This is a genomic window from Vibrio sp. Vb1026 (assembly GCF_033338745.1).
In the GTDB taxonomy this organism is placed as follows: Bacteria; Pseudomonadota; Gammaproteobacteria; order Enterobacterales; family Vibrionaceae; genus Vibrio; species Vibrio alginolyticus.
Genome location: NZ_JAWOTH010000003.1, coordinates 57274 through 82552, shown reverse-complemented (window position 1 = coordinate 82552; position 25279 = coordinate 57274). Strand labels below are relative to the sequence as shown.

Genomic DNA, 25279 nt, shown 5'->3' with positions numbered 1-25279 from the left:
ATAGCTAGATTAAAAGCCTGCGTAACCATTCATTACACGAAGCCAGGTTAGCGTTGCAGGAAGTGTTGGGATCAAAAGAACTGCAATAAAACCTAAAAAGTAAAAAATATTATAAGGCTCTTTAAAATCTTTGTCTGCCATGATGTGTCTTCTCACTAGTTGACTTTGCTTCTCCCAAGGCACAGCGTTAAATTATCGTTGCACAAATGGGTCATTATTGTTTTAAGCGCTGACTATACATTAAACAGCCAAATCTAAACACCAGCAAAAAGTAAGGTTATTAAACTAAACGTATGTTGTTTTGGTGGTTCTAAAAAGATAATAAGCAGCGTAAGGACGCTGCTTATTGGTTTGCAAGTCATAATTATACTAGTCGGGATTTCCGGGTAATACTTAAACTAAAACTTGAAGAACCTAAACACCCGATAGACAACTGTCCTGCAACACTAAGCGGTAAATCGCGGGTGATGAAGTTTTTCATACTTCCTCCCCCTAAACGGTTACCTGCTGCGATGTGTTGATTCGTATTTCCGTCAGACCAATGGCTATCTAAACCCGCAGGCAATATAGAGACCGAGGATGAAGCGAGGTCGGCGACACCAAACACAGCATTGACTGCACCCGCACACTCCGAACACTCAATTCCTTTTTCAATGATCCCTACCATGTCCTTGAGATCAGCACTGAAACTTTTCAAGTTACGGAGATAATCGTCAAACAATGCCCTAACGAGCAATGTCGTCGCAACTCCATCATTAGCTTGGGAAGCAGAATCAACGAGATAAAACGCAAATTGACCATTCATTAACCAACGATAATCGAAAACCAAGGGCATCACATCCGTCGATTGCAATAAACGGTACGAGCAGCGCCAATCTCCCTGAGCAGCATCCTTCTCTGGCAATAGCGCTTGCAGTAAATCTCTTGCCGCACTCGGATTCTGTTGTAAATATTCCAGATGCCAATACAGCTCTTGTTCATCTGGGATTTCACCACCATCATCAACTCTAAACCACTGACTTGAAAAGTCACGTTGTTCTGAGAAGTGACTATCGGTATCTTCTAGCGTATTCTCTATCGCCTGAGATAGGTGCTCATAATTACCTATCGGTTTAGGAAGAAAATCTTTAATACCAAATCGCAACGCTTTCGCGACATCGGACATTTCATCCGTGCCTGATACCACGATAAGCGGCATATATGGGTATTCGAGACTAACTTCTTCGACGAACTCGATACCATCTAAGACCGGCATCGATAAATCACATAAGATAAGATCGGGTTGGCATTCCCTGAGTTGTTGAAGCGCTTCTAGGCCGTTTTCTGCTTCTACTACTTTAAAACCCTGACTTTCTAAATAGGCATTGGTTACTTTACGAAATATTGGATCATCGTCCACCAACATTATTAGTTTTTGATTAATCACTTCCTGTGCCGAGACCATTGCCGTTTGACTGTGAGTCTTAAACATACCTTTATCCCTCACAAAGCTCAGTCAAAAAAACAGATTTATTATTAAGTCATTATTTTTGTTGTGTTTACTTCCAGCAAAACGTGTCACAGCAAGACCTGAGGCCGCTTCGCCTTGTTATAAAACTTAGCTCGGAAACTGCATTAATACAAATATTACGGCGTATAACAGTATTTACTTAAACAGGGTTGCTGTGTTCAAATGATGCAACATGTTGACTTAAAGCAAGCTTTGATCACAAAGTTAATTATAAATTAACCGTAATCGGTAATTTAATGTGTCTGGAAATATGAAATTAGATGACTTAAACCTGTTTCGACTGGTTGTCGAAAATGGGAGCTACACCGCAACTTCGCGAAAAACCATGATCCCGGTTGCGACCATCACCCGACGCATTCAAGCGCTAGAAGACTCTGTCAATCTTCGACTATTGAACCGTCATGCTCGCAAACTTTCGCTCACTGAAGCAGGGGAACGTTTTTACCATGAGTGCTCTCCTTTACTACAAAGGCTAACAACTGCGGCAGAGGAAATCACTGACGACTGCCGAGGAGCATCCGGCAAGATTAAGATATCCGCGCCTTATAACTTAACTAAACGAATGATGATGCCGATGTTCAACAGCTTTATGAAGCAGTACCCGGACATCAACATTGAGCTAACGACAGAGAATAATGCGGACAAGCTTGACCCTACTGAATGGGATGTAATTTTTCGAGTGGGACCGCAACGCGACTCTAGCCTCATCGCGCGTAAGATTGGCGAAGTGAAGGATATTCTCGTTGCAAGCCCTGACTATCTAACCTCGAATCCTGCGCCTCATCATGCAGAAGAGCTCTCTAACCATTCATTGCTAAAAGGGTACCCGCTTATTAAGTGGACCTTGATTAATAGCAAAGGCGAGTCTGTGGTGAATGTTGATCGTGGTCGTTTTCAAGCAAACGCGCTCAATGTGGTGCGCAGCGCTTGTTCCGAAGGTTTAGGCATCACCCTAATGCCAGATGTCATGATCAAAGAGTACATCGAGAGCGGCGATTTGGTACGCGTACTGCCAGATTGGAGTGCAAACCCGCGCGACATTTATATGCTTTACAACCACAAAGACCACCTGCCAGAGAAAGTTCGCCTCTTTATTGACTTTGTGATCGCTTATAACATTCACTAATTAGATAGCGAAAACAAAAAACCAGAGCCAAAGCTCTGGTTTTTTTACGACTTAAGAAAGCGCATCCTATGCGCCTTCGTTATGAAGCTCTAGGTTTGCTAAATCCTGTTGGATTTCAAGTTGTGTTTTCGCATCATCGTTACGAAGACCATCTAAAAAATCTAGGTATTGTTGGTCGATATCACCCGTTACGTATTCACCGTTAAACACGGAAGTATCGAACTGAGTAATGTCTTGATTTCCAAGACCTACAGCTTCTACCAAATCTTCTAGACGTTGATAAATAAGCGCATCGGCACCAATCTGCTTACAAATTGTATCGTTGTCACGGCCATGGGCAATAAGCTCTGTAGCACTTGGCATATCAATGCCGTATACGTTCGGGAAACGAACTTCAGGAGCCGCTGAGACCATGTACACTTTCTTGGCACCAGAATCACGAGCCATCTCAATAATCTGCTCTGACGTTGTACCTCGAACAATAGAGTCATCCACCAGCAACACATTCTTACCTTTGAATTCCGAACGAATAGCATTCAACTTGCGACGTACTGATTTCTTACGTTGTTGCTGGCCAGGCATGATAAACGTACGTCCAACATAACGGTTTTTCACGAAACCCTGGCGATAAGGGATATCGATCGCTTGAGCGATTTGCAGTGCAATGTCGCAAGACGTTTCAGGGATAGGAATGACAACATCGATATCAAGGTTTGCGTAATCTTCACGAATACGTTCGCCCAGCTTTTTACCCATTTCAACGCGAGCACTGTATACCGAAATTTTATCGATGAACGAATCTGGACGAGCAAAGTACACGAACTCGAAAATACAAGGGTTCAGCTTAGGATTATCTGCACACTGCTTCGTGTAAAGCTCACCGTCAAACGTTGCGTAAATCGCTTCACCAGGTGCAACATCACGGACGAAATCAAAACCGACCGCATCCAATGCCACCGATTCAGACGCAACCATGTACTCTGCTCTGCCGTTAACTTCACGCTTACCTAAACAGAGCGGGCGAATACCGTGTGGGTCACGAAATGCAATCATACCATGACCAATGATCATGGCGGTCACAGCATAAGCACCGCGAATTGTGCGATGAACATTGGTGACTGCGCGGAATACGTCTTCGGTCGTGACATTTCCTTTTACTGAGTCAATTTCGTGCGCCAGTACATTTAGTAATACTTCAGAGTCTGAAGTGGTATTGATATGACGGCGATCTTTTTCAAACAGCTTCTGACGAACTTCGTTAGCGTTAGTCAAGTTACCGTTGTGGGCAAGTGTAATACCGAAAGGAGAGTTTACGTAGAAAGGTTGAGCTTCTGAAGCGCTTGAACTGCCTGCTGTAGGGTAACGAACATGACCAATTCCGACCTCGCCTTGCAGGCGTTGCATGTGTCTTGCTTCAAATACATCCTTGACTAAACCGTTCGCCTTACGTAGACGAAAACGATTGCTTTCTATGGTACAAATACCAGCGGCATCTTGGCCACGATGCTGTAACACCGTTAACGCGTCATAAATAGACTGGTTTACAGGCGTTGTGCCCACGATTCCAACAATACCACACATGTCCTAATCCTCGATTTGCGACAGTAGCTGGCACTACTAGATAGTGCCAGACAGAAAACTTGATGTTGCTTGTAAATGCTCGAAGAATGGGGCGATGATACGGCTGAACTCAGGGATCAACTGTGAATCTTTCCACCAATCCGAGCTTGGGAATGCAGTAAACGCATCCATAAAAAACAGCACCGCAGAAACAATTAAGACTCCGCGTAGACCACCAAATACAATCCCGAGAATTCGGTCCGTACCTGATAGCCCTGTTTTTTGTACCAGTTGACCAATGACGTAATTCACCACTGCACCAACTACCAAGGTTGCGACAAATAACGCCGCAATCGCCGCTCCGTTACGAAACATATCATCTTCGATGTTGGTGAAGTACACCGCCAATTTGGCATAGTAATTACTGGAGATAAAAAACGCTCCAAACCAAATCACCAAAGACAAAGCTTCTTTAGCAAAACCGCGAACTAAACTGATCAGAGCTGAAAATCCGATCACACCTAAAATGATAAAATCTATCCAATTCATCTTTTCTTCATCTTAAGTTGGCGCGCATTTTAACAGAAAAAATGCTGACGCAAACGTTTTCTTATGGATTTAATGGCTTAAATTTAAGCAATTGACCTTTTGAACCTGTAATTTTTTGTAATTCTTGAACTTGTCGTTCAAGTTTACTTTTTGACACATCAGGGCCAACAATCACTCTCGTAAACTCGTTTTCTTTCTTTGTGTGAGCTTGATAACCACGCTTTTGCAAATCCGCGACAAGCGCGACAGCATTTTCGTGATTCTTAAGTGCCATCAACTGAATGATCCAAGCTGAATCTTCATATTGATTTTTCTCTTGAACAGGACGAGTGACGACCTCAACTTGCTCTGGTTGTTTGATGACCTCAGGTTTAGATGTTGGCACTGGCTCGGGCTCAGAAACGGCTACTTGAGCATCCTCACGTTCTTGCACTACAGCTTCAACCGGAGAATCCGGTAACGTAATGTCGTCTTCCACTGGCTCTAATATTTCGAAGTTTTCCACATCACTATCAAGTTCTGGTTTGATAGGAATACTGGCAAATTCTTCTTTGTAGTGCAGTTTCTTACCATCTAGCACATCGGGAAGAACAATGACTCCGACTGCGACTAGAATGATGGTGCCGACTAAACGACTTTGGAATTTACTTGCCATCAAAATACCTTTACTTATTTATTATTTGATTGCCAATGTTCCAATACCTCTCCGACGGTATGGAATGAGCCAACCACCAGAATAACGTCTCCTGCCTTTGCGTGGCTTCTCGCACTCTCGAAGGCGTCAACAGGGTTTTCAAAATGAACTTGCCCATCAGGTAAGTATTGGCACAATTCATCAGCGGTCGCCGCTCTCGGTCCAGTAAGCGACGCTGGATACCATTGTGTTGCAACTGGAGTTAGAGCGTCAATGGTTGCTTTAATGTCCTTGTCATGCAGCATTGCAACCACAATATGGATATTCTTACCCAGATATTGTTGCTTCACTCTTTCTACCAAATACTCAGCAGAGTGCGGGTTATGAGCGACATCAAGGACTATTTCAGGTTCGTGATGCAGTACTTGCATACGCCCCGCCAAACGCGCATTATTCAAGCCATTGACAATATTTATGTCAGTGATTTGCAATTCCGAAGCCCCTAGTGCCATCAGTGCAGTGGCTGCATTTTGTAATGGTAGCGATGGGATTGGTAAATCCTCTAACTCAAATGCCCCACTGCTCCATTTCCAACCATTATCAGTTAGTTGGTAATCGTACTGAATACCTACTTGGAAGAACTCAGAACCAATATCGTCAGCATGAGCCGCCACGGTCGCTGGTGGCGTCGGTTGACCACAAATTGCTGGCTTCCCTGAACGGTAAATGCCCGCTTTTTCAAAACCAATAACATTGATGTCATCACCAAGCCAATCCACATGATCGATCGCTAAGCTCGTAATAACAGAAACATCATGGTCAACAACGTTAGTGGCGTCTAGACGGCCGCCAAGTCCTACTTCAAGTAAGACAACGTCAACTTTCTCTACTTGGAAAATACGTAGCGCAGCAAGCGTACCGAATTCAAAGAGGCTAAGGCTAACATCACCACGCTGCTTTTCTACATAATCGAATGCTTCACAGTGCTTGGCATCTACAACGTCAACGCCATTAATGCGTACACGCTCGTTGTAACGAATCAGGTGCGGAGAACTATAAACACCGACTGAATAGCCAGCATCAAGTAAAATGGCTTCCATTAACGCACACGTTGAGCCTTTGCCATTGGTTCCGGCAACGGTGATTACGGTTGGAGCTGGTTTGGTAAGATTGGCTTTGTTTGCTACCGCTTGGACACGGTCTAAGCCTAGATCAATTGCTGAGGAATGAATATTTGCTAAATAATCAAGCCACATCTCTAATGAAGATGTGGCTTGAGGAATTGGGTTTTGGGTCATCTAACTTTAACCATTAAATTCTTTGGTTTTTATGTTAGTTGATACTTTACCCTTTTTCGTCCGCTTCTGGTACAGAATATGGCTCTTCATTTGGAGATTCGTTAACCGAAACCACCAAAGGAGACTTGTGGTTAGTCATCTTAGCGATAAGACCACCCACACGCTGACGCATTTCACGACGGTCAACGATCATATCAATAGCACCGTGATCAAGTAGGAACTCACTACGCTGGAAACCTTCAGGAAGATCTTCACGTACAGTTTGCTCGATTACACGACGACCAGCAAAGCCAATGAGGGCCTTAGGTTCACCGATGTTGATATCACCTAACATAGCCAAACTTGCTGATACACCACCCATTGTAGGGTCAGTTAGAACAGAAATAAACGGCAGACCTTTTTCTGATAAACGCTCAAGCGCAGCACTGGTTTTTGCCATTTGCATAAGAGACATTAAAGCCTCTTGCATACGAGCACCACCACTTGCTGAGAAACAAACAAGCGCACAGTTATTTTCAATGGCTGCATCCACTGCTTTCACAAAGCGAGCACCAACGACTGAACCCATTGAACCACCCATAAAGGAGAATTCAAACGCACACGCCACAAGCGGCAGACCAAGCAATTCACCCTGCATCACAACTAGCGCATCTTTCTCACCGCTATTTTTTTGTGCAGCAGAGATACGCTCTTTGTATCGCTTAGAATCTTTAAATTTCAGTTTATCCTGTGGCTCAAGTTCAGAACCTAATTCAACTCGATTACCTTCATCTAAAAATGTTTCCAAACGACGACGCGCTTTCATACGCATGTGATGGTTACACTTTGGACAAACTTCTAAGTTACGCTCTAGTTCAGCATGGTATAAAACCTGTTCACAAGAGGTACATTTAGTCCACACACCTTCTGGGATAGAAGCTTTGCGTGAACTTACTAGATTGCTTTTCTCTAAAATCTTTTCAAGCCAACTCATGGAAGACCTTTTCTCTCAACTCTTCCGCTTCATTGCGAAAGATATAAATTCGACATAATACCGACGGATTAAACCATATCTTGCAGCTACTGTAGATAAAAAACTGGTTGTACCTATTTTTGATATCGTAAATAGCGTATGTTTTCCGTTCACATTCAATGTAAACACTACCGATATTTTGAAATAAGTTTGTAAAATTAGTTCAAATTATCTGGTAAAAACAGTGGACCGATCGGCACTTCAGGTAACCCAAACTCTTCTGGGTAGTCTACATCTACCAGGTACAGACCTTCCGCTTTCGCTGTCGCACCCGCTAGTTTGCGATCTTTGGCGTCTAATAACCACTTGATCCATTCAGGACTCTCTTCGCCACGTCCAACTTTTATCAAGCTACCTGTGATATTACGAACCATATGATGCACGAACGCATTGGCTTTAATATCAATAACCACATAGTTTCCATGGCGCGTAACGTTCAGGTGCATCAAGTTTCGAAATGGGCTGCGAGACTGACAATACGCCGCGCGAAACGACGTAAAATCATTTTCGCCGAGTAGGAACTGCCCTGCTTCATGCATTTTTTTCTCGTCGAGCTCACCATGATAGTGACTAACCCCCGAGTTTAAGATGCCTGGACGTAAAGCATGATTGAAAATAATGTAACGATAACGGCGCGCTGTCGCTGAGAATCTTGCATGGAAATCATCTGAAACTTCCTTAGCCCAACGAACCGCTATATCGCTCGGCATGTTCGCGTTTGCGCCCATGGTCCAAGCTACCATTTTTCGAGTAACGTTGGTATCAAAGTGCACAACTTGTCCCGTGCCATGCACGCCTGCGTCTGTCCGACCAGCACACTGAACTTCAACTGGGTGATTAGCGACGACGGACAATGCTTTCTCTAGCTCTTCTTGGACACTTTTCACTTCTCTTTGGCGCTGCCAACCAAAGTAGTTTGTACCGTTGTACTCGATACCTAATGCGATTCTCATCTTAACCTTCGAACTCTAAAATGGGGCGGGAAGTATATACTCAAGTCACCTCAAGTTGCCAGTTTCACCAAGGGTGACATAAAGGTAGCATCCTACTAACGGGACACAAAAAGGGTAGCAAACGCTACCCTTTTGTTTCGGTTTATCGGCCATTAATGGCGTCAATCAGGCTTTTTGCTTCGCGGCGAATATCATCCTCACCGTAAACAATCGCCTCTTCTAGTAGTTTAATCGCCCCTTGAGAATCGTTCATCTCGAGATAGATTTTAGCCAAATCCAGTTTCCCAGCCGCTTCAGCATTGTTATCTACGTCAATATCGCCGATCTCGCCGATAACATCTGGAAACTCGTTCAATCCGACATCGAGCTTAAGGTCTTCTTCTTCGAACTCACCACCTTCTCTGTCGACCTGAGCCATCAATTCATCAATCGTCATAAATTGATTTTTCTTCGGGTCGAAGTCATCCAAGTCGCTTTGCTCTGCCCAGTTTTCTTGCGCGATCTCTGGCTGACTTAGTGCATCACTCGAATTCCAAACATCACGCTGGTCCTCAGGCACTTCTTCAGTAGAACTTACGTTATCAGCAGCGGGTTTAAAGCCATCCCAATCATCTCCAACATCAAGCATGGTTTCAAAATCCATACCTGCACTTGCGATGGTGTCACTGTCTAGTTTACCTTCAAATACTTCTGAGTTTGCGTCTTCCGCAAGAAGGTTAGCCATTGATGATTCATCATCCAAATTACTGAGCGGCTCACCCTCTGTCGCTGTTGGCTGCACTTCTGGGTCAGTATCAAAGCCGTTTTGCTGCGCAAATACTTCAAACAAAGCATCATGATCGTTATCGGCTTGAATAGCTGGTCTCGATGTCTCTGCTTCAACCTTAGGGCTCTCTGACGCACCCTCGTTCATTGACGCGAGAACATCTTCCTCATTGAACTCTGGAAGATCTTCGTCGTCAAAACTTAACTCATCATCCTCACCGGAGATTGGTTCTATATCTGCAGTCTCAGAGCTCGGTAATTCTGGCTCTTCTTCCATCGACGCCAAGGCATCTTCTTCGCTGAACTCTGGCAAATCGAGCTCATCAAAATTGAACTCTTCTTCGGACTCAGCTGGCAAGTCGGCTTCAACCTGTTCTGGCTCAACGGACTCGGACGTTTCTAACGCAGGTTCGCCAGCCATAGACGCCAATGCGTCTTCTTCACTAAACTCAGGAAGATCCAGCTCATCAAAATTGAATTCATCTTCTGATTCAGCTGGCAAGTCGGCTTCAACCTGTTCTGGCTCAACGGACTCGGACGTTTCTAACTCCGGCTCATCCGCCATAGACGCCAATGCGTCTTCTTCACTAAACTCAGGAAGATCTAGCTCATCAAAATTGAATTCATCTTCTGATTCAGTTGGCAAGTCGGCTTCAACTTGTTCTGGTTCAACGGACTCGGACGTTTCTAACTCCGGCTCATCCGTCATAGACGCCAATGCGTCTTCTTCACTAAACTCAGGAAGATCCAGCTCATCAAAATTGAACTCTTCTTCGGACTCGGTTGGTAAATCAGCTTCGACTTGCTCTGGTTTAACGGACTCGGACGTTTCTAACTCCGGCTCATCCGCCATAGACGCCAATGCGTCTTCTTCACTAAACTCAGGAAGATCCAGCTCGTCAAAATTGAATTCTTCTTCTGATTTAGTTGGTAAGCCTGCTTCAACTTGTTCTGACTCAACGGACTCGGACGTTTCTAACGCAGGTTCGCCAGCCATAGATGCTAGAGCATCTTCTTCGCTGAATTCTGGAAGATCTAGCTCATCAAAATTGAATTCTTCTTCTGAATCGTTGGTCGACTCAGTTTCCGGCTCCAATTCAGGCTCATCCAGTAGCCAATCTTCTTCTTGTGGAACACCGAATTCATTTTCTATTGTATTTGGTGTCGGCGTGAAGGCTGGAATGTCTTCCTCTTGCTCAACGTGAGGCTGTACCTCAGCATCGGACTCCACGGATGGTTCTTGTGTTGAATCAGTATCGGTAGCCTCTTGTTGTAGTGATGAAGCTTCCTCTATCTCCGTTTGTGTTTTTTCAACTTGCTGCGGTAAATCGTCTTCACTATCAAATAGAGCGTCAAGTTCAGCAGAAAAATCCGCTTTTTCTTGTTCTGTTGGCAGAAGTTCTTCACTGTCTGACTCAAATAGGTCGTCTAGCTCGCTCATTAAAGGATCATTCTCTGGTGAGAGGTCCTCTAAATCACCAAGAAATTCATCGCTGCTAAATGGCTCTGAGGCAGCCTCTGGCTCGGTTAATGGTTGATCTTCTACAGCTTGTTGCGTGTCTGGCTGGCTTTCACTTAATAAAGCGTCGATGTCCAACCCAGACTCAATGTCCTGATCTTCATGAGTTTGTTCTGACCCAACTACGGGAGATGGCTTTTCGTCGGCGTCTGGCTCACCAAAACCAAGTGATTTCAGTAACTCTTCCTCTTCCGATTTATTCTGCTCTGGGCTCTCGTCCTCTCGAATCAGATCATCAAACGGATCTAAATCAGCTTCAGTCTCTTCATCAAGTTCAGAGGTAACATCATCAATGAGTTCGTCCAGTAAGTCTGTGCTATCTGCGTCTAACTCTTCGATCGAGTCATCACCTTCAAAACCAGAGATTGCTTCTAGCTCGTTTAGTGGATCAAACTCGTCTGTGTCATCTTCATCAAAATCAATGAGTTCATCGAGTAGCTCTGTACTGTTTTCATCTAGAACAGGACCTTCATTGGCGTCAGCTTCTCGAACTTCCGATTCACTAGCCGGTTGTTCATACTGGGCCAATAGCTTATCGATATCGTCGTCAGATGCCTCTCCTACACTAAAGTCATCATCCGAAACGGGCTGTTTTAACTCAGGCTCATCAGTATCTAAATCGAAGTCATCGTTGCCAAGTTCAGCAAACAAGTCATCAAGCATATCCTGGTCGACAGTGTCACTTGGTAACTCTTCTGACGGCTCATCGGCTGCAAGTAACTCGGCAAATGCGTCGTCTGAAAGCGAGTCTGATTTCTCATTCGCATCATCCGAAAGATCGAAGCCAGACTCATCGTCATCGAGCACTTCTAGTTCTGGAGCAACCTCATCTAAGGCTCGCTCCATTTCTTCTAAACCAAGCGCCTTTTCTTCGCCGTTGACTTGGATACCATTGTTCGATGACTCAAACTCATCCAGACCAACATCTAGGTCACCGTCATCGCCAATATCTGCAAATGGGTCATCGTCCCCTTCCAGATTGAAATCAAGTTCTTCATCGTCGAGGTTAGCAAAGACGTCTTCTTCTAAATCTGACTTCTCTTCTTGTAAAGACTGTGCGTTGATATCTTCATCTGCAAACAATTCATCATCAAGCGTGAGCTCTTCATCCAGCTCATCCGCCGCCGCTAAACCGATTGGCGCCGCAAGAGGATCAACGTTTTGCTGTTCCTGCGCAGCCGCTTCTTCCTCTTTCGCTTTAGAGCGTCGGCCAAGAAGCATAACAACTAGCAACGCAATCAAAGCACCAGGAATTAATGCCGCAAGACCAACGAGCCAACCATTAGACAAAATTTTGTCCATGGTGCTTGGTTGCATGCGCTGTTGTTCAGCAAGGCGTTGGCGCTCTTCAGCAAGCAGCTTCTCGACTTCTGAGCGAATGCGTTCTTCGTCATTCAACTCGCTTTTCAAAGTTTCGACTTCGCTTTGCACTTCTGACAGCATCAATCGAAGACGATGGTTCTTCTCTTCTAATGACTCTAATTCACTTTGTGAGCCTTGAAGTTTGTCCTTTAGCGCACTGACCTGCTTTTCACCCTGCGGAGAGGTGGTTACTGGTGGCGCAGGGATGACCGGTATTGTTTTCGGAGTTGGTTTTGGCTCCGTTGCTGCCACTGTCTCTGGCTTAGTCGCAGACTTGGGTTCTACTTTAATTTGTGGCTTTGGTTGCTCGGTGACTCGTTGTGCTGGCGTCGCTCTATTTGTCGGCTTCGGCTGTTTTAACTTAGCTTCATGCGCCTTCATAATCGCAACAGCTTGCGCTGTGGTCGCGCTTTGCACTTGCTCTAAAGAAGGTACTCGTAGCCGACTCCCTGGGATCAATTCATGAATGTTTTGGTTCTCAAACGCTTGAGGGTTAATTCGGTAAATGGCAAGAAGCGTTTGTTGAACGGTAACACCGCGTGAAGGTCGTAATTCTGAAGCGATCGACCATAGTGTTTGATTTTCACCAGTCGGACCAAAGAAACGTGACGGTTGAGTATTCGCAGGAGGAGCAGGTAATGCTCGCTCAATATCTTCAGCATAGCTCGGAGATGATTGCACTTCACCAGACGGTCCAACAAGACGAATTCCTTCGGCTTGAACCACTGATGATGTCTGAGTCGCGCTCATCAACACAAGGGCTGCTAACAAACGCTTATAATTTTGACGCATAGAAGGCTCAGTTTTGTGCTAAATACAATTTGAAATGGTGATCGGTTAAATATATCGGATATCGCATGCAAAACTATAGCGTTGAGAATAAAAAATGTGTGGCTCTCGCCATATTCGTACTAATCTCACACTATTTTGTTTCGTTCGTACAAAAAAGCCTCGCACTGTGCGAGGCTTTGAAATGAACTGTAAGCGACTTAGTAGTAATCGCGGATCAGAACTTCTGCGATTTGCACCGCGTTAGTTGCCGCGCCTTTACGCACGTTATCAGCAACAACCCACAGGTTTACGCCGCTATGATGGCTGATATCGTTACGGATACGGCCAACCATTACACGGTCTTTACCGCCCGCATCGCGAACTTGTGTAGGGAAGTCTTCACCGTGGAACACTTCGATACCGTCTGTTTGCTCAAGCAAGTTAACAACTTCTTGTGCATCGATAGGTGAACGAGTCTCAATGTGAAGTGCTTCTGCGTGACCGTAGAATACAGGAACACGTACACACGTTGGATTGACTGTGATTGATGGATCGTTAAAGATCTTCTGTGTTTCCCACACCATTTTCATTTCTTCTTTGGTGTAGCCGTTTTCCATCATCTGATCGATTTGTGGAATACAGTTAAACGCGATCTGTTGAGAGAATTGCTTCTTGTCTGCAGGCAGACCGTTTAGCAGCTTCGCCGTTTGACCTGCTAGCTCATCAATACCCGCTTTGCCTGCACCAGATACCGATTGGTAGGTTGATACGTTAATACGCTCAATGCCCACCGCATCGTGAATTGGTTTTAGTGCCACCAACATTTGGATGGTTGAACAGTTCGGGTTCGCAATGATGTTACGGTTACGAAACTCTGCAATCGCTTCTGGGTTTACTTCTGGCACAACAAGAGGAATGTCGTACTCGTAACGGAAGTGTGATGTATTGTCGATAACAATCACGCCTTCATCAGCGGCAATTGGAGCCCACTTGGCTGATAGCTCACCACCAGCAGAAAACAGTGCGATATGCGCTTGAGACCAATCGAACTCTTCTACGTTTTGAACGCGTACCGTTTTACCATTGAAGCGGTAAGTCTTGCCTTCGCTGCGCTCACTCGCGAGTAGGAAGATTTCGCCTACTGGGAATTTGCGCTCTTGAAGCACATCCAAAATTGTTTCACCGACCGCACCGGTCGCACCTAAAATGGCAACATTATATTGCTGGCTCATTGACTTACCTCAATCTGAAAACCTAGTTCTGCTAATGGAGCAAGGTTACATGTTTTGTTACCCACTAGCGTGACAGCGCTGTATTCACGGCGATCCCAGTAGTTTTTACGCATCAGGTCAAAAGCGCCTGGCTTACTGATTTCACGGCGGAAAAGAGCGTCATCTCTACGCACATCATAGATTAACTGCGTTATGTTATGCAGTGTTGCTTCGTCCCAAGCTCTGTCCAATACCATAGTAGGAACAGGCGCGGTTGGCAGTAAATCGCTGGCATGCGCACGTAATTCGTTATTTAAGAACTCACAATAGCTGTTGAAAATCATCGTCGTACCGCGAGCTTTCCCTTCCAGACCATAGCCTGCAACGTGAGGGGTTGCGAATGCTAGCAGAGGCAGAAGCTCCATATCAACCTCTGGTTCAAATTCAAATACGTCAAGTGCCGCTGTAAAGCCATCGTTTTTCAAAAGACGTTGCTTCAAAGCAGCGTTGTCAACGATGGGACCTCGAGCCGCGTTAATCAAAATTTGATCGCTGCGGAGACCATTTAATACCTTCTCATCAATCAAATGATGCGTTGGGTATGGGCCATCTTTGGTGATTGGCGTATGTAGTGTAATGATGTCTGAGCTTTCAATCAGTTCTGTCAACGGAGTAAAGCTACGAGGATCACCAGCCTCTTGTTTGAATGGGTCATTGATGAGAACTTTAATACCCATGCCTTTCAAACATTTCTCTAGGTAGCTACCTACTTGGCCTGCACCAATAATACCTACCGTCTTGTCAAATACCGAGAAACCTTGTTGCTGAGCGAGCACCATCATCACGCTGAACGCGTATTCCGCCACACCCACTTTGTTACACCCTGGCGCCGCAGTGAAGAAAATGCCTTTCTCTTTTAAGAGTGCTTGGTCAACATGATCCATGCCTGCCGTGGCCGTACCAACAAACTTCAGCTTGTTTGCTTTGCTGATCAGGTCAGCATTCACTTTGGTGACTGAGCGAATCATTAGGGCATCAACATCCACTAAATCATCGGCGGTCAGTGTACGACCTGGTTTTAGAATTACGTTACCGAGTTGGCTGAATAGTTCTTCAGCATACGGCATATTTTCATCAACAATAATTTTCATAGCGCCAGCGTTCTAACATCCATTTGTAAGAGTTCGTTTATTCGCAAGATGCGAAACTAAAGCGATTGTGCCCTTTTCCCGAAAAATCTCAAGATATAACACCAATAAACCTCAAGGAGGTAACTCCTATAGAATCGATTGACGGGAAGCCTAGAGAAAAGCAGAAACAGAGAAAAGAAAAAGCCCGGCTAAATAGCCGGGCAAAGTTCCAGAACAAAAGGATCCTATCCCGCTCTCCATGGGATAGAGTCTGCGTCTGTTCGATCAGTGTGACTGATCAAGCTCTGGAAACTGGATTGTTGGCGTTTACAGTACTCTCGCAAGGCGCCAACAAATTCAGTTAACCTTGGTACTTTTTAATAACCAAAGTTGCGTTTGTGCCGCCAAAGCCAAAGCTGTTTGACATTACGGTCGTTAGCTCTGCATCACGTGCTTCTGTCACGATGTCCAGACCTTGTGCTGCTTCGTCCAAGTTTGAAATATTGATGCTTGGAGCAATGAAGTTTTTGTCTAGCATAAGTGTTGAGTAAATTGCTTCGTGCACGCCCGCTGCGCCGAGTGCGTGGCCAGTCATTGCTTTTGTTGCAGAGATTGCAGGGCTGTTCTCACCAAACAATTGTTGGATAGCACCAAGCTCTTTCACGTCACCAACTGGTGTCGATGTGCCGTGCGTGTTGATGTAATCCACACCATCAACGTCTTGCATCGCCATCTTCATACAACGAATTGCGCCTTCACCTGATGGCGCTACCATGTCGTAGCCATCTGATGTCGCACCGTAACCTACGATTTCACCGTAGATTTTCGCACCACGTGCCAGTGCGTGCTCTAGTTCTTCAATAACCAGCATGCCGCCGCCGCCCGAGATAACAAAACCGTCACGGTCTGCATCGTATGTACGAGATGCTTTGTCTGGCGTGTCATTGTATTTGGTTGACAGTGCGCCCATCGCATCAAACATCATAGTTTGAGACCAATCTAGCTCTTCGCCGCCACCAGCAAAAACAATATCTTGTTTGCCTAGTTGAATAAGCTCCATAGCATGGCCGATACAGTGTGCAGATGTTGCACATGCAGAGCTCATTGAGTAGTTCACGCCACGAATCTTAAATGGCGTAGCAAGACAAGCAGAAACAGTAGAAGACATAGTACGAGGAACCATGTAAGGACCAACTCGCTTTACGCCTTTGGCGCGCATCGTGTCTGTCGCTACCGTTTGATTGTATGCAGAAGCACCGCCAGAACCTGCAACGATACCGGTACGATCGTTTGAAACCTGCTCTTCTGTAAGACCAGCGTCTGCGATTGCCTGCTCCATTGATAGGTATGCATAAGCAGCCGCATCACCCATAAAGCGCATCTGCTTACGGTCGATGTGTTCCGCCGGGTTGATTTTTAGGTCACCCCATACTTGCGAACGAAGACCGTGTTCTTTGAACTGCTCAGATGCAGTGATGCCAGATTTGCCCGCTTTAAGAGACGCTAGAACTTCTTCGACGTTGTTACCGATACTTGAAACAATACCCATACCGGTGATTACGACTCGTTTCATTATGACATTCCTATAATTCAAAAATCCGCTAGATGATAACTAAGATAGTCAACAAAAGTGGTCAGCTTTCCCATAAATTCGTACAATCGCCCCATTCTTACCGCGCCAAATCACAAATTTGCACCATTATGACTTCAATAAAAAACGCAGAACTTGGTTGGAACGAAGCTGGTACTCCGGTTTCAGACCAATTTGATGATGTTTACTTCTCTAACTTAAACGGTCTTGAAGAGACACGCTACGTTTTCTTAAAACAAAATCATCTCCCAGAAAGATGGCAGGAATTTGACCAAAGACGTTTTGTCATTGGTGAAACAGGATTTGGCACGGGATTAAACTTCTTAGCAGTATGCCAGTGGTTTAGTGAGTTTCGTCGTCAGCATCCGGACGCAACATTGAAAGAGCTGCATTTTATTAGCTTTGAAAAATACCCATTAAGCAAAGCCGATTTAAAGAAGGCGCATGAAGCTTGGCCTGAGCTAGCTGAGTACGCGGAAAAGTTACAAAAGCACTACCCTGCCGCTGTGCCGGAGTGTCATCGCATTGTTTTAGAAGACGGTGCAATCACACTCGACCTTTGGTTTGGTGACATTAAAGACTGCATGCCGCAAGTCCCATACAACGAACAAGGTTTGATTGATGCTTGGTTCTTAGATGGATTCGCGCCAAGCAAAAACCCAGAGATGTGGAACCAAGGCCTGTTCAACAACATGGCAAAGCTAGCCAAGCAAGATTGTACAGTTGCCACGTTTACCGCAGCAGGCTTTGTACGTCGTGGTTTGAACGAAGCTGGCTTTACAATGAAAAAGGTGAAAGGTTTCGGCACTAAACGAGAAATGATCGCCGGCTCTATGGAGCAACGTGAAAAGCAGTCGAACCATCTCCCTTGGTTCAATCGCACAGCATCTAGCAATCTTGATTCGATAGCCATCATTGGTGGTGGTATAGCCAGCGCGGCGTTAGCGAAAACGTTAGTTCGTCGTGGCCAAAACGTCACCCTTTACTGTAAAGACAAACAACCAGCCAAAGGAGCTTCAGGCAATCGACAAGGAGCCGTTTATCCACTGCTTAATGGCCCGCACACGGGTGTTTCACGAGTGTTTGCTCCTGCATTTTTGTTCGCACGTCAGTTTGTTGAACAAGCAGCACAAGAGATCGATTTTGATCATGACTGGTGTGGCGTGACTCAGTTGATGTGGGATGACAAATCCACAGACAAACTGGAGAAAATACTTGCGGGTAACTTCACACCAGAGCTCATTCACAAGCTGTCCGCCGAGGAGACTGCGAACACTATCGGGTTACCTATTGATATGGCATCTGTGCACTACCCAATGGGAGGGTGGCTGTGCCCTGCCGAGTTAACTCGTGGGTTAATTAAACAATTGGAGCAGACGTCGTTACTCTCAACGAAGTTTGAACACCATGTTGAGGCATTAGATTGGGATGAAAAGCGTCAGCTCTGGCTACTAACGGCGAGTGGTCAAACATTTGAGCACTCAACGGTTGTGATTGCGAACGGCCATGAGTTCCAGACATTGAGTCAAACCGCTTCCCTACCAATGGGACAAGTGAAAGGACAAGTCAGTCATGCGCCAGCAACCGAAACGCTGAGTCAGCTGAAAACGGTGTTGTGTTACGACGGTTACATGACACCTGTTAACCCAAGTAATCAACACTTGTGTATCGGTGCAAGCTACGACCGCAGTCACCTTGACTACGAATTTGATGAAAACGCCCAAAAAGATAATGCGGAAAAGCTAGTGAAATGTGTACCGAATCAAACATGGGCAAAAGAGGTAGATATCACTGGTAATCAATCTCGCCAAGGTATTCGTTGTGTTAGCCGAGATCACTTACCATTTGTCGGAAATGTGGGTGACTTTGAGACGATCAAAACGCAATACGCCAACTTACAAAATCAAAAAGCAGAAGAGGTAGAAACCATTCATCAGTACCCTAACCTATTCTGCTTCTTAGGTTTAGGATCTCGTGGACTGAGCTCTGCACCACTATTAGCTGAAGTGTTGGCCTCCCAGATCTGTGGGGACCCGCTGCCATTACCTGTTGATGTATTAACCGAACTTCACCCAAGTCGAATGTGGGTTCGTAAACTAAGAAAAGGCAAAGCCATTACCGAGCTGTAAGAGTATTCTCTCGTTTTAATTCCCGACACAGATACGTGTCGGGAATCGCTAACTCACTAAGTTGCTCGTACTGAGATTACTTCAGCAGTGCAACTGCCTGTTTCACTTGCTCTGCCACTTCTGGGTTTACAACCTTACCCGATTCCACGTCAAAATTTTCGTAGAAGCTCGGCACCGATAACGATGCCTTTACATCCGCGCCAAAAAATTGTGCAGAACCTGTCGCCGCCGCAAGAACACTTTGTGCACCACCGGGACCTGGGGAAGTTGCTAAATAAACGACAGGTTTGTTTTGAAATACATTACGCTCAATGCGCGTCGCCCAATCGAACAAGTTTTTATAGGCCGCTGGGTACGAACCGTTGTGCTCTGCGAAGGAAACAAAGAGAGCGTCAGCCTCCGCCAAGTCACGTAAAAACGCGACAGCCCCTTCAGCTTGACCTATTTCTTTCTCTTTGTCCTCGCTAAACATTGGCGCTTGATAATCGTTTAAGTCTAGAACATTCACTTGAGCGCCTTCGACTTGATTTGCTGCGTATGTAGCAAGTAGTTTGTTGATTGAGGTAGAGCTGGTAGATGCACCAAATGCGACAATTTTCATGGTTGTAATCCTTTGTTCACGTTTTATGCTGATCAGAATAAAAGTTGAACAGTTTCGCTACAACCACAAAAATTTTATGGAGAGGTTCGAATTTTTCGAAGTAGTAAATGACTAGGATTAAATAAAGGGAGAACGCTGCTTAGGGATTAAGCCTGAGCCTGGAGCTCTTGCCACAAATCACTGACAATCGCGCGATCGGCCGGGCTTAACTCGGTACGCGCATCTTCTAAGCTGCTCTCAATGCGTGACTTCAGCTCAGTAATATCGCTAATCCCTTCTTCTTCACAAGACGCCGCGGATAAAGAGATGTGACCACGTAAATAACCACCAGCAAACAATTCATCGTCAGATGCTGTTTCAATTCGAGCATCAATCAGTTCCAGTAGTTTTTCTTCAAATTCAATAATCATGGTGTATCTCTGAGGTTATTAGTGGTTATTTAACGCAAAAGTCCGACGCTTCCAGTGGCTTAGTTTGATAAAATGCGCGCAGGGCATCAGAAAGCATTTTCACTCGCAAAGGCAAGCCAACGTCCAAAATACCTAGCACTTCTTTATGCACTTTTTTCATAAAGCCGAGCCTATCTGGTTCAAAATCGCCGTGTAGATTGTCACAACTCACCGTAAAAGGGAAGCCAGCGCTTTGTGCCAGAATCCATTCATAAGCTTGAGGTCGCACTTCAACTTTCTCAAACTCCGCTTGAACTTCTGCTGTTCGCCCATCGGGTTCATACCAATAGCCAAAATCTTCCAGCAAACGACGCTCTGGACCAGCCACACACCAATGCGAAATCTCGTGTAAAGCAGAGGCGTAAAAACCCCGAGCAAAAATAATCCGATGATGAGGGTGTTCATCATCAGCAGGAAGATAAATAGGCTCATCACCACCTAACTCTAATTTCGTATTAAATTGTTCTAAAAAGGTGTCATTAAAAATGGTGATTAAGTCTTGGTATTCGTGGGTCATCGTCGAGTTTGTACTTCAGTTTGACATGCGCTGCATATTGTCGCTGTTTTTAGCTATGAGGTAAAGGCAACCCCACATTTTTGGTTATTAGTTGAATTTATCTGAACATCGCTTTCTCCATACAATTTCTCATTCGTCAGCGTACTTATTTACCACTACACTCTCGCCTTATTTTGATGCCGTTCAAACCGCTATTTTTAAGCCGTTTGATTACAAGCATGTTGCTGGTTTTAATCACTTTTTAAGAGAGATAGAACCGTTTGTAAGTGTTGTTACTTCGCCTACGCTGATTCTCGTAGAACGTAGTGACTTTTTACGTTGAGTGTTTCCCTATGTTGCTAAGTGTGTTGTATATCATTGGTATCACGGCTGAAGCCATGACAGGTGCGTTAAGTGCTGGTAGAAGAAAGATGGACTGGTTTGGTGTTATGTTGGTGGCCAGCGCAACGGCCATTGGTGGTGGCACCGTACGTGACATTCTATTAGGCCACTACCCTCTTGGTTGGGTAAAAAACCCAGAGTTCCTTGCAATTACGTGTGTTGCAGGTGTGCTAACAACAGGTTTAGCGAAATGGGTGATTAAGCTGAAAGGTCTGTTCATTCGCCTCGATGCATTAGGTTTAATCGTGTTTAGTATCATCGGAACAAAAATTGCGATGGGCATGGGCTTGCACCCTGGTATTTGTATGGTTTCAGCGTTAGTAACGGGTGTATTCGGTGGGCTACTTCGTGACTTAATCTGTCGCCAAACACCATTGGTACTGCATGAAGAGCTTTACGCTTCTGTCGCTCTTATCGCATCAGGAATGTACTTAGCGCTATTAGAATTCAATGTTCCCGATGTCACTGCCACGATCATTACACTGGTTACTGGTTACATGCTGCGTATGGCTGCAGTGCGCTTTAAGTGGCGTCTGCCTTCTTTCCATTTGGAAACCGAAGGCTCGATTCATTAAGCAAAAACTACTTAAACAAAAAAGTTTGCCTGATAAAATTGTGCCACCCGCGATTCAGTGAGTGGCATAATTTTATATTCAGTCATCCTGAACAGCGACGAAGGAGCATGATTCAGGATCTATTATCCGAGCACTCTGTTGTCAGAGATGTTTCTTTCTCTTTTCATCGTGCTGAAATTAGATTCCTAGTCTCGCTATAGCTCGCTGGAATGACACAAAGCTCTTAAATCTTTGGAGTCTCGGTTTGTACGCCATGGTTTTGACCACGGTGGCGTAGTAAATGATCCATCACCACAATTGCCAGCATCGCTTCTGCGATAGGCACAGCACGAATACCCACACATGGGTCATGACGACCTTTGGTGATCAACTGAGTTGGTTCACCTTCTTTTGTGATGGTCTCACCCGGCACAGTGATACTTGATGTTGGCTTAAGCGCAATGTTAGCGACAATGTCTTGACCAGTCGAGATACCGCCAAGAATGCCACCCGCATGATTACTACCAAAACCTTCAGGAGCAAGCGTATCACGGTGTTGACTGCCTTTTTGGTTTACCACCTCGAAACCGTCTCCGATTTCCACGCCTTTCACCGCGTTTATGCTCATTAGTGCGTGCGCGATGTCTGCATCCAAACGGTCAAATACGGGTTCCCCAAGACCAACAGGCACGTTAGTTGCCACAACCTGGATTTTTGCGCCAATAGAGTCGCCTTCTTTTTTCAGGTCACGGATAAGTTGGTCAAATGCTTCTACTTTGTCAGCATCAGGGCAGAAGAATGCATTGTTCTCGATTTCGTTCCAATCTACCTTGTCGATAGATACATCACCCATTTGTGACAAGTAAGCACGAATCTCAACACCAAACTCATCTTTTAAGTATTTCTTCGCGATTGCACCAGCAGCCACACGCATTGCGGTTTCACGAGCTGAAGAACGGCCGCCACCGCGATAATCGCGGATGCCATATTTTTGGTGGTAAGTGTAATCAGCATGACCCGGTCTGAACTTATCTTTGATGTCAGAGTAGTCTTTTGAGCGCTGATCGGTGTTTTCAATTAGCAAACCGATCGATGTGCCCGTGGTTTTGCCTTCAAAAACGCCAGAAAGAATTTTAACTTCATCCGGTTCACGACGTTGTGTGGTGTAACGTGATGTGCCTGGACGACGGCGGTCGAGATCGATTTGTAGATCTGCTTCTGTAATTTCCAACCCCGGAGGACATCCGTCTACGATACATCCCAGTGCGATACCGTGACTTTCCCCGAATGTCGTCACTCGGAAATGTTGTCCGATACTGTTTCCTGCCATTACTTCCTCAAGTTTTTATCGCCACGCTCTCTCAAAACAGAGCATAGCTGCTTTCCAATTCTTCGTGGATTCATAGTGGCTTTATTACGTTTTGATGTAAAGAGTTAATATCGGCGAGGTATGCATAAAAAAAACACCGAGCATAAAGCTCGGTGTTTTGATGTTTAGTGCAAGACTCTATTAGTCTTTGTACAGTTTAAACTCTTCTGCACACTCAACCAGCTGGTCACGCGTTAGCATAAATACGCCATGACCGCCGTTCTCGAACTCAATCCAAGTAAATGGAATCTCTGGGTACTGTTCCATCATATGAATCATTGAGTTTCCGACTTCACAAATAAGAATGCCGTTATCTGTTAGATAATCTGGCGCGTTAGCTAGAATACGACGCACAAGTTTTAGACCATCCGTACCCGCAGCTAAACCAAGCTCAGGCTCATGCGTGAACTCATCTGGCAGGCTGTTCATGTCTTCTTCATCCACATATGGTGGGTTAGACACGATTAGATTGTATTTCTCTTTTGGAAGATCACGGAACAAATCAGAGCGAATTGGGAACACTTGCTGCTCCATACCGTGATCTTGCACGTTTTGCTCAGCCACTTGTAGAGCATCTGTAGAGATGTCGATCGCATCCACTTCTGCTTCAGGGAAAGCGTGCGCACAAGCAATCGCGATACAACCAGAACCCGTACATAGGTCCATGATGCGCGTAGGCTCTTCCACCAACCAAGGTTGGAATTCCGCTTGAATCAATTCGCCGATAGGAGAGCGTGGCACAAGTACACGCTCATCAACGAAGAACTCAAGACCGCAGAACCATGCTTTGTTTGTTAGGTATGCTGTTGGCGTACGCTCGTTGATGCGTTTTACTACGCGCTCAACAATACGCAGACGCTCGCTTGTCGTTAGGCGAGAGTTCAATACGTGCGGAGGCACATCAATCGGCAAGTATAAGGTTGGCAGGATAAGCTGAACTGCTTCATCCCACGCATTATCAGTACCATGACCGTAAAACAGGTTCGCTGCATTAAAGCGGCTTACCGTCCAACGAATCATATCTTGAAGGGTATGCAGCTCCGATACCGCTTCTTCTACAAAAATCTTATCCAAAATTGCCTCCGAAAAGCGCTACAATACTGCCAATAAAGTTTATTAATGAAATTGTTTACCTAATGAGCAAAAAAGACACCGAGAACGATGACGATTTCGCCTTGTTTCAGGAAGCAGTACAGGGCGTAAAAAAGTTGCGACAGGATACCATAATCCAGCAACCAAAAAAAAATACTAAGCAAAAAGAAATCAAGCGCTCCAACCGTGAAGCGAGTGACTCTGAATTTTACTTTTCAGACGAGTTTGTCCCTCTATTAAACGATGAAGGTCCAACTCGTTATGCACGTGACGACGTCTCCACTTATGAAGTCAAACGTCTACGTCGTGGCGTGTATGTACCGGACGTGTTCCTCGATATGCACGGCATGACACAGCAAGAAGCAAAACGCGAGCTTGGTGCGATGATAGCCTATTGCATCAAAAACGAGATTCATTGTGCGTGTGTGCAACATGGTATTGGGAAACACATCCTGAAACAGAAAGCCCCACTTTGGTTAGCACAGCATCCTGACGTTATGGCTTTTCACCAAGCGCCTCTAGAATTTGGTGGTGATGGTGCGTTGTTAGTGTTGCTTTCAATTCCTGAAAAGTAATAGGCTTACCGTAGACACGATGAAACGAAAAGGCAGGGATATCCTGCCTTTCTTATTCGGTCTCTAATTTGCAAACGCTTATTTTGGTTTAGACACTTATGGCGTAATATGCCATAGCACTTCACCATTTTGTGTTTGTAAATCATATTCAATGCACACTAGCCCTGATGTAGGAAACATCGGTGGTGTCATGTCTTTTACAAACTCTGAAGTCAGATAACCGACCAAAGGCAAATGCGATACGAACAAAAGCGAGTCCAATTGTTCGACTTCGATTAACGCACTTGCGAAATCGAAGACATGCTCGGACTGGCCATAAGGTGTAATATCTTCACAAGTTTCAATGCTTTTTGCAGAGAAATACGTACTGATCTCTTGCCAAGTTTGTTGAGCTCTAATGTACGGACTCACCAACACTTTATCGAATTGCGCAAAACCCTGTTCTTTACAGGCTCTCGCAACCGCTTCTGATTCGACTCTGCCTCTTGGGGTCAATTGTCGTGCTGCGTCTGAATCTGCAAAATGCTCGGCTTCACCGTGACGCATGATGAATATTTTCATGTTATTTCCTAGGGATAGCTAACGCTACCAAAAGGTTGACTGCTATCTTTATTAGATAGA

The 25279-nt window shown here is 45.1% G+C and carries 22 protein-coding genes; 4 read left to right on the top strand and 18 right to left on the bottom strand.

All coding sequences use genetic code 11. The features are described 5' to 3' along the window. Positions 1–9 precede the first annotated feature (9 nt). Together R7E47_RS06915 and R7E47_RS06910 are read right to left on the bottom strand one after the other, a co-directional pair. A complete protein-coding gene (locus R7E47_RS06915; protein WP_005380608.1) occupies positions 10–141 on the bottom strand; it encodes a hypothetical protein in 132 nt (43 codons plus the stop codon). Positions 142–364: 223 nt separating this feature from the next. After that, the gene (locus tag R7E47_RS06910; RefSeq protein WP_005380606.1) at positions 365–1471 is read right to left on the bottom strand and encodes a response regulator; all 1107 of its coding nucleotides are present in this window, start codon (positions 1469–1471) and stop codon (positions 365–367) included. 289 nt (positions 1472–1760) lie between these two features. Here R7E47_RS06910 and R7E47_RS06905 point away from each other — a divergent pair, with 289 nt between their 5' ends. After that, on the top strand, positions 1761–2636 hold the full coding sequence (locus R7E47_RS06905) for a LysR family transcriptional regulator (protein WP_005384959.1): 876 nt from the start codon (positions 1761–1763) through the stop codon (positions 2634–2636). Positions 2637–2702: 66 nt separating this feature from the next. On the opposite strand, the gene purF is transcribed toward R7E47_RS06905, so the two are convergent. The 10 genes from purF to fabB form a co-directional block, all read right to left on the bottom strand. Next, complete coding sequence (purF, locus tag R7E47_RS06900) at positions 2703–4217, bottom strand: amidophosphoribosyltransferase (protein ID WP_005380592.1); 1515 nt, start codon at positions 4215–4217, stop codon at positions 2703–2705. 36 nt (positions 4218–4253) lie between these two features. Further along, positions 4254–4745 carry a CvpA family protein gene (locus R7E47_RS06895; protein WP_005380590.1) on the bottom strand — a complete coding sequence of 164 codons (492 nt, stop codon included), beginning with the start codon at positions 4743–4745 and terminating at the stop codon, positions 4254–4256. A 61-nt stretch (positions 4746–4806) separates the two neighbouring features. Beyond that, positions 4807–5400: an SPOR domain-containing protein gene (locus R7E47_RS06890; RefSeq protein WP_005380588.1), complete on the bottom strand. Its 594-nt coding sequence runs from the start codon at positions 5398–5400 to the stop codon at positions 4807–4809. A 14-nt stretch (positions 5401–5414) separates the two neighbouring features. After that, complete coding sequence (folC, locus tag R7E47_RS06885; RefSeq protein WP_318083997.1) at positions 5415–6677, bottom strand: bifunctional tetrahydrofolate synthase/dihydrofolate synthase; 1263 nt, start codon at positions 6675–6677, stop codon at positions 5415–5417. A 46-nt stretch (positions 6678–6723) separates the two neighbouring features. Then, a complete protein-coding gene (gene accD, locus R7E47_RS06880) occupies positions 6724–7650 on the bottom strand; it encodes an acetyl-CoA carboxylase, carboxyltransferase subunit beta (RefSeq protein ID WP_005380583.1) in 927 nt (308 codons plus the stop codon). A 197-nt stretch (positions 7651–7847) separates the two neighbouring features. Then, positions 7848–8642, bottom strand: coding sequence for a tRNA pseudouridine(38-40) synthase TruA (gene truA, locus R7E47_RS06875; RefSeq protein WP_318083996.1), 795 nt, complete (start codon positions 8640–8642; stop codon positions 7848–7850). A gap of 142 nt (positions 8643–8784) precedes the next feature. After that, positions 8785–13080 carry a FimV/HubP family polar landmark protein gene (locus tag R7E47_RS06870; protein WP_318083995.1) on the bottom strand — a complete coding sequence of 1432 codons (4296 nt, stop codon included), beginning with the start codon at positions 13078–13080 and terminating at the stop codon, positions 8785–8787. Positions 13081–13277: 197 nt separating this feature from the next. Next, positions 13278–14291 (bottom strand): aspartate-semialdehyde dehydrogenase, encoded by a 1014-nt coding sequence (locus tag R7E47_RS06865; RefSeq protein ID WP_318083994.1) that lies wholly within the window; start codon positions 14289–14291, stop codon positions 13278–13280. Then, the gene (locus R7E47_RS06860) at positions 14288–15421 is read right to left on the bottom strand and encodes a 4-phosphoerythronate dehydrogenase (protein ID WP_005380560.1); all 1134 of its coding nucleotides are present in this window, start codon (positions 15419–15421) and stop codon (positions 14288–14290) included. Before R7E47_RS06860 ends, R7E47_RS06865 begins: the two co-directional genes overlap by 4 nt. 340 nt (positions 15422–15761) lie before the next feature. Next, the gene (fabB, locus tag R7E47_RS06855; protein WP_005380557.1) at positions 15762–16973 is read right to left on the bottom strand and encodes a beta-ketoacyl-ACP synthase I; all 1212 of its coding nucleotides are present in this window, start codon (positions 16971–16973) and stop codon (positions 15762–15764) included. Between the two features lie 128 nt (positions 16974–17101). Here fabB and mnmC point away from each other — a divergent pair, with 128 nt between their 5' ends. Continuing rightward, on the top strand, positions 17102–19120 hold the full coding sequence (gene mnmC, locus R7E47_RS06850; RefSeq protein WP_318083993.1) for a bifunctional tRNA (5-methylaminomethyl-2-thiouridine)(34)-methyltransferase MnmD/FAD-dependent 5-carboxymethylaminomethyl-2-thiouridine(34) oxidoreductase MnmC: 2019 nt from the start codon (positions 17102–17104) through the stop codon (positions 19118–19120). Positions 19121–19196: 76 nt separating this feature from the next. Here the strand turns inward: mnmC and R7E47_RS06845 are convergent, their stop codons facing one another. The 3 genes from R7E47_RS06845 to R7E47_RS06835 form a co-directional block, all read right to left on the bottom strand. Beyond that, on the bottom strand, positions 19197–19721 hold the full coding sequence (locus R7E47_RS06845) for an NADPH-dependent FMN reductase (RefSeq protein WP_318083992.1): 525 nt from the start codon (positions 19719–19721) through the stop codon (positions 19197–19199). 146 nt (positions 19722–19867) lie between these two features. Then, complete coding sequence (locus R7E47_RS06840) at positions 19868–20131, bottom strand: YfcL family protein (RefSeq protein WP_005397926.1); 264 nt, start codon at positions 20129–20131, stop codon at positions 19868–19870. A gap of 25 nt (positions 20132–20156) precedes the next feature. After that, positions 20157–20687 (bottom strand): elongation factor P hydroxylase, encoded by a 531-nt coding sequence (locus R7E47_RS06835; RefSeq protein ID WP_005380546.1) that lies wholly within the window; start codon positions 20685–20687, stop codon positions 20157–20159. A 332-nt stretch (positions 20688–21019) separates the two neighbouring features. On the opposite strand from R7E47_RS06835, the gene R7E47_RS06830 reads away from it, so the two are divergent. Then, the gene (locus R7E47_RS06830) at positions 21020–21643 is read left to right on the top strand and encodes a trimeric intracellular cation channel family protein (protein ID WP_005380544.1); all 624 of its coding nucleotides are present in this window, start codon (positions 21020–21022) and stop codon (positions 21641–21643) included. A 223-nt stretch (positions 21644–21866) separates the two neighbouring features. Here the strand turns inward: R7E47_RS06830 and aroC are convergent, their stop codons facing one another. Both aroC and prmB read right to left on the bottom strand, forming a co-directional pair. Next, a complete protein-coding gene (gene aroC, locus R7E47_RS06825; protein WP_054576270.1) occupies positions 21867–22952 on the bottom strand; it encodes a chorismate synthase in 1086 nt (361 codons plus the stop codon). A 180-nt stretch (positions 22953–23132) separates the two neighbouring features. Further along, the gene (gene prmB, locus R7E47_RS06820) at positions 23133–24065 is read right to left on the bottom strand and encodes a 50S ribosomal protein L3 N(5)-glutamine methyltransferase (RefSeq protein WP_005380541.1); all 933 of its coding nucleotides are present in this window, start codon (positions 24063–24065) and stop codon (positions 23133–23135) included. A 62-nt stretch (positions 24066–24127) separates the two neighbouring features. Between prmB and smrB the strand changes: the two genes are divergently transcribed. Then, the gene (smrB, locus tag R7E47_RS06815) at positions 24128–24658 is read left to right on the top strand and encodes an endonuclease SmrB (RefSeq protein ID WP_005380539.1); all 531 of its coding nucleotides are present in this window, start codon (positions 24128–24130) and stop codon (positions 24656–24658) included. 96 nt (positions 24659–24754) lie between these two features. Here the strand turns inward: smrB and sixA are convergent, their stop codons facing one another. Beyond that, on the bottom strand, positions 24755–25219 hold the full coding sequence (gene sixA, locus R7E47_RS06810; protein WP_213905662.1) for a phosphohistidine phosphatase SixA: 465 nt from the start codon (positions 25217–25219) through the stop codon (positions 24755–24757). Positions 25220–25279 lie beyond the last annotated feature (60 nt).